General features: G+C 64.0%; 10 protein-coding genes. 6 read left to right on the forward strand and 4 right to left on the reverse strand.

Annotated elements, in window-relative coordinates:
* From MOV75_RS18570 to MOV75_RS18585, 4 genes are all read left to right on the forward strand, one after another.
* The coding region (locus MOV75_RS18570) for an EAL domain-containing protein (protein WP_247006340.1) at nucleotides 1–462 on the forward strand (462 nt) is incomplete at its 5' end.
* Nucleotides 463–667: 205 nt separating this feature from the next.
* A complete protein-coding gene (locus tag MOV75_RS18575) occupies nucleotides 668–1,645 on the forward strand; it encodes a tripartite tricarboxylate transporter substrate binding protein (RefSeq protein ID WP_246924033.1) in 978 nt (325 codons plus the stop codon).
* 155 nt (nucleotides 1,646–1,800) lie between these two features.
* Complete coding sequence (locus MOV75_RS18580) at nucleotides 1,801–2,286, forward strand: tripartite tricarboxylate transporter TctB family protein (RefSeq protein WP_246924030.1); 486 nt, start codon at nucleotides 1,801–1,803, stop codon at nucleotides 2,284–2,286.
* A gap of 4 nt (nucleotides 2,287–2,290) precedes the next feature.
* Nucleotides 2,291–3,799 (forward strand): tripartite tricarboxylate transporter permease, encoded by a 1,509-nt coding sequence (locus tag MOV75_RS18585; RefSeq protein WP_246924027.1) that lies wholly within the window; start codon nucleotides 2,291–2,293, stop codon nucleotides 3,797–3,799.
* 103 nt (nucleotides 3,800–3,902) lie between these two features.
* On the opposite strand, the gene MOV75_RS18590 is transcribed toward MOV75_RS18585, so the two are convergent.
* Entirely contained in the window at nucleotides 3,903–5,597 is a 1,695-nt protein-coding gene (locus MOV75_RS18590; RefSeq protein ID WP_247006341.1) for a bifunctional diguanylate cyclase/phosphodiesterase, read from the reverse strand.
* A 222-nt stretch (nucleotides 5,598–5,819) separates the two neighbouring features.
* Between MOV75_RS18590 and MOV75_RS18595 the strand changes: the two genes are divergently transcribed.
* The gene (locus MOV75_RS18595) at nucleotides 5,820–6,080 is read left to right on the forward strand and encodes a hypothetical protein (protein ID WP_246924049.1); all 261 of its coding nucleotides are present in this window, start codon (nucleotides 5,820–5,822) and stop codon (nucleotides 6,078–6,080) included.
* On the opposite strand, the gene MOV75_RS18600 is transcribed toward MOV75_RS18595, so the two are convergent.
* From MOV75_RS18600 to mtgA, 3 genes are all read right to left on the reverse strand, one after another.
* The gene (locus MOV75_RS18600) at nucleotides 6,081–6,734 is read right to left on the reverse strand and encodes a hypothetical protein (protein WP_246924021.1); all 654 of its coding nucleotides are present in this window, start codon (nucleotides 6,732–6,734) and stop codon (nucleotides 6,081–6,083) included.
* 143 nt (nucleotides 6,735–6,877) lie between these two features.
* Nucleotides 6,878–7,060, reverse strand: coding sequence for a 50S ribosomal protein L32 (gene rpmF / locus MOV75_RS18605; protein WP_007598106.1), 183 nt, complete (start codon nucleotides 7,058–7,060; stop codon nucleotides 6,878–6,880).
* A gap of 163 nt (nucleotides 7,061–7,223) precedes the next feature.
* Complete coding sequence (gene mtgA, locus MOV75_RS18610; protein WP_246924018.1) at nucleotides 7,224–7,898, reverse strand: monofunctional biosynthetic peptidoglycan transglycosylase; 675 nt, start codon at nucleotides 7,896–7,898, stop codon at nucleotides 7,224–7,226.
* A 161-nt stretch (nucleotides 7,899–8,059) separates the two neighbouring features.
* Between mtgA and MOV75_RS18615 the strand changes: the two genes are divergently transcribed.
* Nucleotides 8,060–8,523, forward strand: a 464-nt coding sequence (locus MOV75_RS18615; RefSeq protein ID WP_247006344.1) for a polyprenyl synthetase family protein, incomplete at its 3' end; no start/stop codon positions are given.

An 8,523-nucleotide genomic window follows, 5' to 3' on the forward strand; every position in this document is an offset into this window, starting at 1 on the left:
ATGGTCGCGAGCGCGCTGGCGGAGGCCGGCCTGCCGCCGCAGCGGCTCGAGCTCGAGGTCACCGAGACGGCGCTGCTCGATGACAGCGAGGCAACGATCGAAATCCTGCACCAGCTCCGAGCGCTGGGAGTACGCGTCAGCCTCGACGATTTCGGCGTCGGCTATTCCTCGCTGAGCTATCTGCGTAAATTTCCGTTCGACCGCATCAAGATCGACCGCTCCTTCGTCGGCACGCTCGGCGAAAGCCCGGAGAGCGTGGCCATCGTCCGCACCATCGCAAGCCTCGGTTCCGTGCTCGGCGTCGAGACGACGGCGGAGGGTGTGGAGACCGAGGAGCAACTCGACTTCGTCCGCGAATGCGGCTGCACCGCCGTCCAAGGCTATTACTTCGGCAAGCCGTGCCCCGCATCGGAGGTCGGCCGCACCATCGAGACGCTGAACAGGGTCCGGCGCGTGGCGTAGCGCGCTTCGACTCCCCTAAATTCCGTATCTCGGCACGCTTTCAAACGACGAATTGTCGCACGCATCGTTTCCCGCGGATTGGCTTCTCGCCCCCCCGCCCTGCAGACGCGCAATGGCGCTTTTCTTCTCCCGTGATTTCGGGAACAATCGCCCCACAAGAACGAAAACGGCGGTCCTAGGAGACTGCCGCGAGGGAGGGATTTCGATGTCGCGATACGGGCTGAAGACGATCGCATTTGCCGCGATGCACGCTGTCATGGGCGCATTGCTCCCGACTGCCGCCGGTGCGCAGGACTATCCCAGCAAGCCGATCACGCTGATCGTGCCATGGCCGGCCGGCGGATCGACCGATATCTCGATGCGCGCCATCGCCGACAGCGCCGCGAAGGTGCTGGGGCAGCCGATCGTGATCGACAACAAGGCCGGCGGCGGCGGCACGGTGGGACCGGCGACCATGGCAGCGGCGGCGAAGCCGGACGGCTACACCATTTCTCAGATTCCGATCACTGTCTTCCGTCTGCCCTTGATGCAGGAAGTGTCGTGGGATCCTGCAAAGGACTTTACCTACATCATCCACCTCACCGGCTACACCTTCGGTGTGACCACCAGCGCAGAGTCGCAGTTCAAGAGCTGGAAGGACGTGGTGGAGTTCGCGAAGGCGAACCCCGGCAAGGTGACCTACGCCACGCCGGGCGCCGGCACCTCGCTGCATATCGGCATGGAGCAGATCGCCGGGATGTCCGGCATCAAGCTGACGCAAGTCCCCTTCAAGGGCGGCGCGGAGACCAACGCTGCGGTGCTGGGACAACACACGATGCTTCAGGCAGACTCCACGGGATGGCGACCGCTGGTCGATGCCGGCAAGCTGCGGCTGTTGATGGTGTGGACCGGCTCACGCTCGCCGAACTATCCCGACGCGCCGACGCTGAAAGAGCTCGGTTATCCCATGGTCTATGACTCCCCGTTCGGCATCGCCGGCCCGAAAGGCCTGGATCCGAAGATCGTCGCGAAGCTGCACGATGCCTTCAAGAAGGCAGTCGAGGACCCGGCCGTCGTGGCAACGCTCGCCAAATACGACATGGTGCCGAACTACAAGAACACCGAGGACTACAAGAAGTTCGTCGTCGAAGTCACGGAGTCCGAGCGCAAGGTGATCGACAGCCTCGGGCTGGCGAAGAAGTGAAAGAGTAGAGTCGTATCGCCAAACATGTTGACGTCATCCTGAGGTGCGAGCTGCACTTGCGGCCCGCCTCGAAGGATGGATCGGGGCACCGCCGCCCTTCGAGGACCGCCAAGAAGCGGCCACCTCGGGGTGACGATGGCCGAGAGGTGCTTCATATGAACGATCAAACCAACGTCAAACTCCGTCTCAGCAATTCCGAACTCTGGGGCGGTGTGATCGGGCTTGCGCTCGGCGGCTTCGTGATCTGGTCCGGCCTGAAGCTCAAGCTCGGCACCATCAACGATCCCGGCTCCGGCTATGTGCTGTTCTACACGGGCGTTCTGATGTGCGTGTTCGCAGGCTCCATCATCGTCTCGGCGATCACCGAAGGTGGGCCCACGCTGGCCTCGCGCTGGGAAAATGTGCGCTGGGGCAAGCCGCTCCTGGTGATTGCCTGTCTCGTGGCATTCTCCATCGCACTCGAGCCACTCGGTTTCCTGCTGGCGTCGATCCCGTTGATGCTGCTGCTGTTGCGGTTGATCGATCCCGTCCGCTGGACGCTGGCGATTCCGGTTGCCGTGCTGGTGCCCATGGGCATGTGGTGGGTGCTCAAGCGGCTGCTGTTGATCCAGTTGCCCTCGGGCCTGTTCGGGATCGGTTGATCGCATGGATACGCTTGTCAATGTCGCGCATGGATTCGGCGTCGCGCTGCTTCCGGTCAACCTGCTGTACTGTTTCATCGGCGTCTTCATCGGCACGCTGGTCGGCGTGCTGCCGGGGATCGGACCGATCTCGGCGATGTCGCTGCTGCTGCCGGTGACGCTGTCGGGGACGCCGGAATCCGGCATCATCATGATGGCCGGCATCTATTACGGCTCGATGTATGGCGGCTCGACCACCTCGATCCTGGTCAACATCCCCGGCGAGGCGGCCTCCGTCGTCACCTGCATCGACGGCCACCAGATGGCGAAGCAGGGCCGGGCGGGCCCTGCACTCGGCATCTCCGCCTTCGGCTCCTTCATCGCCGGCACGTTTGCACTGATCGCCTTGATGCTGGTCGCGCCGAAGCTTGCCAGCGTCGCCATCGCATTTGGCCCGGCCGAATATTTCAGCCTGATGGTGCTCGGCCTCGTGGTGCTCACCTTCCTGACCCAGGGATCGATGCCGAAGGCGCTGCTGATGGCGTGCATCGGCGTCGTGCTCGGACTGATCGGGCTCGACAGCATCACGGCGCAGCCGCGTCTGACCTTCGGCCGCATGGAGCTGATCGACGGCATTGGGCTCGTGCCCGTCGTGATGGGCCTGTTCGGCGTTGCCGAGGTGCTGCTCAACACCGAGCAGGCGATCAAGCGCGACATCATCAACACCAAGATCACCCATCTCCTGCCCACCAAGGAGGACTGGAAGGCGAGCGCAGGGCCGGTCAGCCGCGGCACCATCCTCGGCTTCTTCCTCGGCATCCTCCCGGGCGGCGGCGCGGTGGTGGCGTCATTCGCCTCTTACGCGCTGGAGAAGCGGCTGTCGAAGACGCCTGGGCGTTTCGGCCACGGCGCGATCGAAGGCGTCGCGGGGCCGGAATCGGCGAACAACGCCGCGGCGGGAGGCGCCTTCATTCCGCTGATGACGCTCGGCATTCCGCCGAATGTGGTGATGGCGCTGCTGCTCGGTGCATTCGTCATTCACGGCCTGCAGCCGGGACCGCTGCTGATCACGCAGAACCCCGGCCTGTTCTGGGGCATCGTCGCCAGCATGTATATCGGCAACGTCATGCTGCTGGTCCTGAACCTGCCGATGATCGGCATGTGGGTACAGCTGCTCAAGCTGCCCTACAACATCCTGTTTCCCCTGATTATCCTGTTCACGATCCTTGGCGTCTACTGCTCCAGCAACAACGTGTTCGACGTCTATGTGATGATCGCCTTCGGGATCATCGGCTATTTCATGCGCAAGCTGGGCTACGAGCCGGCGCCGCTGGTGCTGGCCTTCGTGCTCGGACCGATGATGGAGAACAATCTGCGCAAGTCGCTGATCCTGTCGCAGGGCGATCTCTGGACCTTCGTGCAGCGGCCGATCTCGGCGGTGTGCCTCGCATTCGCAATGATGCTGCTGATCGCGCCGCTGCTGCCGTCGCTGCGCAAGAAGCGCGAGCTGGTGGCGCTAGATGAAGGGGCGTGAGGAGATCGTAAGGTCGGCAAAGCCGCGCTTGCGCTGTGCCCACGATCTTTCCAACGATACCGCACGATGGTGGGCACGCTTCGCTTTGCCCACCCTCGGGACCTCAGCTTGCCGCAGGCAGTGCACTATCCGTTGAAGCGCCCCATGGCCGCTCGGCTGAGGCGAGCCCGATAAGCCGGCCCTGGATGTAGTCGCAGCCCCAGTCGCGCAGCATGTTTGCGGCTTCCTCGTCCTGCACCCATTCGGCGACGGTCTTGATGTCGAGGCGGCGGGCGAGGTCGATCAGGGTCTGCACGAAGGCGCGGTCATCGGCGGAATGGGTGATGTTCTGCACGAACGCGCCATCGATCTTCACGATATCAACGCCGAGCTTGCGCAGGTTTCGGAACGAGGTGTAGCCGGCGCCGAAATCGTCGATGGCGATACGGCTGCCGAAATGCTTGAGGCGGCCAACGAAGGCGCGGACGTCATCGATATCCTGGATCGCGACCGTCTCGGTGATCTCCACGATCAGCCGCTCGGCGACGCCGGGATGCGCCTGCATCAGCGATTCGATTCCCGCCCACCAGTCCGGATCCATGGTGGTATCAGGCGAGATATTGAGACTGAGGCAGATGTCGGGTGCCGCCGCGAGCTCGGCGACCACGAGCTCGAGCACGCGATGATCGACCAGGCGGATCAGGCCGAGCCGTTCGGCGACCGGCACGATGTCGGGTGCGAGCAGCACCTGGCCGTCGCCCTGGTCCATCCGCACCAGGCATTCGTGGAACGCTCGCTCACGCGAGGCGGCCGACACCACCGGCTCGTAGGCGAGCTTGATGCGGCGCTCGTTCAGCGCGGTGACGATTTCGTCGGTGACGCGGATGTTGACGCGGCGTTGCGCGTCGCGCGCGGCATCCGGACGCCATGCCGCGAACGAGCCGACGCGGCGACGCTTGGCAGCATCCAGCGTCTCATGGGCACGATTGACGGCCTCATCGGTGTTGCGGGCATAGCGCGGTACGCTGACCGCGCCGATCGAGGCGGTGACCGAGACCGGACCGGACTTGGTCGGCACCACCTCGTCGCGGATGCCGGCGAGGAAGCGCTCGGCGGCGACGTTCATGTCGTCGACGGTGCAGTTCTTCAGGATCAGGCCGAACTTGTTGCCGGAAAAGCGCCCGAGCACGTCGCCGCCGCGCAGGCGCGAGCGGATGCGCTTGGCGATGTCGAGAATCACGGCATCGGCAACGTCGAAGCCGAAGGCATCGTTGACGCGGGCGAGATGGTCGATACCAACCAGCATGAAGGCCGCGGTCGAGCGGAAGCGGGTCGTCTCCTCGATCGCTTCGGCCAGCGCCGCGATCAGGTACGAACGGTTGAGCTCGCCGGTCAGCGGATCGAGCCGGGCCAGCTTCGTCAGCTCCTCGTCGCGGGCATGGCGCTCATTGTTGATGCGGACGGAGCCGATCGCGCGCGTGGGGCGGCCGTCGGGGCCGGGGAACCAGCGGCCGGTCTCCTCGATCCAGATCACGGGATCGGCGGCGCTCATGCGGACGCCGTACTCGACCCGGTACGGCGTGCCGTCCGCATCATGCACGGCATAGGTTTGCGCCAGCGCGGCGGTCCGCACCGATGGCGCGGGTTCGATCAGCTTGGCAAATTCGCCGCCGGTCGCCAGTCGCTCGGCGGGAATGCCGGGAAAGACGCTGGCGACCTGATCACCCCAGACCATCGCATCACTGCCGATGTCCCAGGCGAACACGGCCTGGCCGAGGGCGGCCAGAATGTCGGAGGCTTGCGGTAATGCGGGGGTCAAAATCGCCTCGTTTCGGGACAGCGGGGGGAGTCCTGAGCCGGCACAGGATAGAGCCAAATTCGCCCTCGACCCTAGGCAAAGTTGATAAACAATTTGGAAACCACGTTCCCAAACTACCGAGGAACCGATTAGGCTCGGGCGGCATAGGCCTTGCGAGACCATCATATGCACCGGCGCCAATGTCCCAAAACGCGCCAGTTCAACCTGATGAACGGTGTTGCGATGGCGACTGCGGATGGAATGGAAGAGGCAAAGCGGCGGGCCGGCACGGCCCTGGTGCCGTTGATGCCGACGTTACAGTGGGTTCACAAGGCGCCAATGCCGCGCCCCGATCCGAGCTTCGTCGCCCAGCTCATCGCCAATGCCGAGCACCTGCCCCAGGCGAGCCGGTTGCGCCGTGCCTCTTCCGAAGACGCACAGATGGCCTATGGCAGCAAGCACCCGCTGCAAAGCGTCAGCGCACGCACACGGCAGGTGGCGTGATCAGCGCGGCGGCGTGTCCGGCGAGGACGGCGTGCCATTGCCCGGCTGAAGATGTGGCGAGGGAATTTCCGGCGAGGGCGCGCCCTGCACGGGCTTGGGCGCAGGATGATCCATCAGCACGGATTCGGCGACAGATTGCGCCGAAGGTGCGGGAGGCTCCATCGGCGCCGGCTGCGGCGCAATCACCGGCTCGAACTTGCGCTCGGACGCCACATCCTCGCCCGACGCTTCGGCCTGGCGCTTGGCCTTGCGCGGCGCCGCCACCGTCGTCTCGGCGACATAGGTGACGCGGCGGCGCGTGCGCTGGGCGATGCCAGCGAAGAAATCGGCCATCGCAAGCAGCACCAACAGGAAATAGGTGGAGTTGCCGAATTTGGGCCACATCACGAATTCGGCAGCGGCGGCGCCGAACACGATCAGCGACAGCAGATGATCCATCAGGAATTTGGATCCGGGCCGCGCGCCCTTGACCACCTCGAGCAGCAGCAGCACCACGCCGAGCGCAAGCAGGAGATCGGCGAGCGTGACCGGCCAGACCTCGCCGGACACCATCGGAACCTTGAACAGCACGTCCGTAAATGAAACGGTCGGCATCAGGAAGGCGATGATGTTGTACACCGCGAGCGGAATCAGGAGCAGCGGGAAACCGACCATCGGCAAAACGCCTTCTCGATCAAGATGTCCGGACAGAACAATGCAGCGGCGAAGCATTTGCTCCGCCGCCGTCACTGTCTATCTCATGGATGGGCCGAAATCAGGCAGGCAAAATCATCCTGCCCAAAGAAAAGGTCCTTAACTCAGGACTCTTTCTTCTTCAGAACCTGCCGGCCCTTGTACATGCCGGTCTTGAGGTCGAGATGGTGCGGACGACGGAGCTCGCCGGAGTCCTTGTCTTCCACATAGGTCGGCTTCTTGATGGCGTCTGCCGAGCGGCGCATGCCACGGCGCGACGGCGAGGTTTTTCTTCTCGGAACGGCCATTTCAATATCCTCTAGGGATTGGTGTTGTCAGGGCATCGTCCGCAGGACGGCTCAGCACCCAAACGGGGCGAGCGAAATGCCGATCAAGGCCGGGCTTATAGAGGAAGGCTGGCCGTAAAGCTAGGCTCTTGGGCCGGAAAATACGCCCGGATTGGGCCCGAAATCAGCGATTTTCCCGCCAGCAGGTCGCAAGCGAGCCCGCCTGCCCCCGTGCCACATAGGTCCCGGCCAGCCGCCGGACGCCCGGGCCGGGGGTCCGGGCGCTGCGTTTGACCGGATTCGGCAGGATTGAGGCCAGAAGGGCGGCTTCCCGGGGGGAAAGGCTGGCGGCCGACTTGCCGAAGGCATAAGCGCTGGCCGCCTCGACGCCAAATTGTCCCTGTGGACCGAGCTCGGCGATGTTGAGGTAAATCTCCAGGATCCGCGGCTTGGGCAGGACCAAATCGATCCAGAGCGCCAGCGGAAATTCCAGCGCCTTGCGGACGAAATCCCGGCCCTGCCAGAGGAACAGGTTTTTAGCGACTTGCTGGGTGATGGTGGAAGCGCCCCGGAACGGCGTGCCGTCCTCCTGCGCATCGTCGATCGCCTCGCGCAGCGCGCCCCAATCGATCCCATGATGCTTGCAGAAATGCGCATCCTCGGCCGCCACCACCGAGCGCGGCAGCGAGGGCGACATCGCCGCCAGATCGATCCATTCCCGCTGCATCGGCGCGCCGCGAAGCGAGCGCCACGCCATCAGCGTCGAAACGGGATGGCCGGCGCGGTAGAACGGCGCGATCACATAGGGCGCGAGAGCTGCGACCACGAGCACCAGGAGAAGGATTTTGACGATGCGCAAATCAACCTTTCCGGCGCAAAATGAAACGCAGCCACGGATCCTGCCATTAAGTCTGTGATAATTCGGGCGTTTTCCAGCACTTTTTAGGCCTTCCAAACGATTGACTGAGGCGGTCTCATAAAGGATTGTCCGGCCGAATTTTAGTTCTGGAGCCCTTCTTGATGACCGGCACGTCCCCGTCCGATTTCGCCAAACGTCTGGACAAGACCGCTGATGATACCGAAGCCCTGCTCGGCCGCCTGCTGTCGGACGACATCCTGCACGATGAGATCGCCCGGCCCAAGCGACTGATGGACGCAATGCGCTATTCCAGCCTGAACGGCGGCAAGCGCCTGCGGCCGTTCCTGGTGGTCGAAAGCGCGGCGGTGTTCGGCGTGCCGCACGAAGCGGCCCTGCTCGTGGGCGCCGCGCTCGAATGCATCCACTGCTATTCGCTGATCCATGACGATCTGCCGGCGATGGACAATTCGGACCTGCGCCGCGGCCGCCCGACCCTGCACAAGAAGACCGATGACGCGACGGCGATCCTCGCCGGCGACGGCCTGTTGACGCTCGCCTTCGACATCATCACCCGCGACGAGATCCACCGCGACGCCAATGTGCGCCTGCTGCTGACGCGGGCGCT

Origin of the sequence: Bradyrhizobium sp. PRIMUS42 (assembly GCF_023006515.1) — a bacterium.
Classification (GTDB): Bacteria; Pseudomonadota; Alphaproteobacteria; order Rhizobiales; family Xanthobacteraceae; genus Bradyrhizobium.

Coding starts and splice junctions, on each gene's coding strand:
- MOV75_RS18580 (WP_246924030.1), top strand. CDS start 1,801: ATGAACGATCAAACCAACGTCAAACTCCGTCTCAGCAATTCCGAACTC.
- MOV75_RS18595 (WP_246924049.1), top strand. CDS start 5,820: ATGGCGACTGCGGATGGAATGGAAGAGGCAAAGCGGCGGGCCGGCACG.
- MOV75_RS18600 (WP_246924021.1), bottom strand. CDS start 6,734: ATGGTCGGTTTCCCGCTGCTCCTGATTCCGCTCGCGGTGTACAACATC.
- MOV75_RS18585 (WP_246924027.1), top strand. CDS start 2,291: ATGGATACGCTTGTCAATGTCGCGCATGGATTCGGCGTCGCGCTGCTT.
- MOV75_RS18575 (WP_246924033.1), top strand. CDS start 668: ATGTCGCGATACGGGCTGAAGACGATCGCATTTGCCGCGATGCACGCT.
- rpmF (WP_007598106.1), bottom strand. CDS start 7,060: ATGGCCGTTCCGAGAAGAAAAACCTCGCCGTCGCGCCGTGGCATGCGC.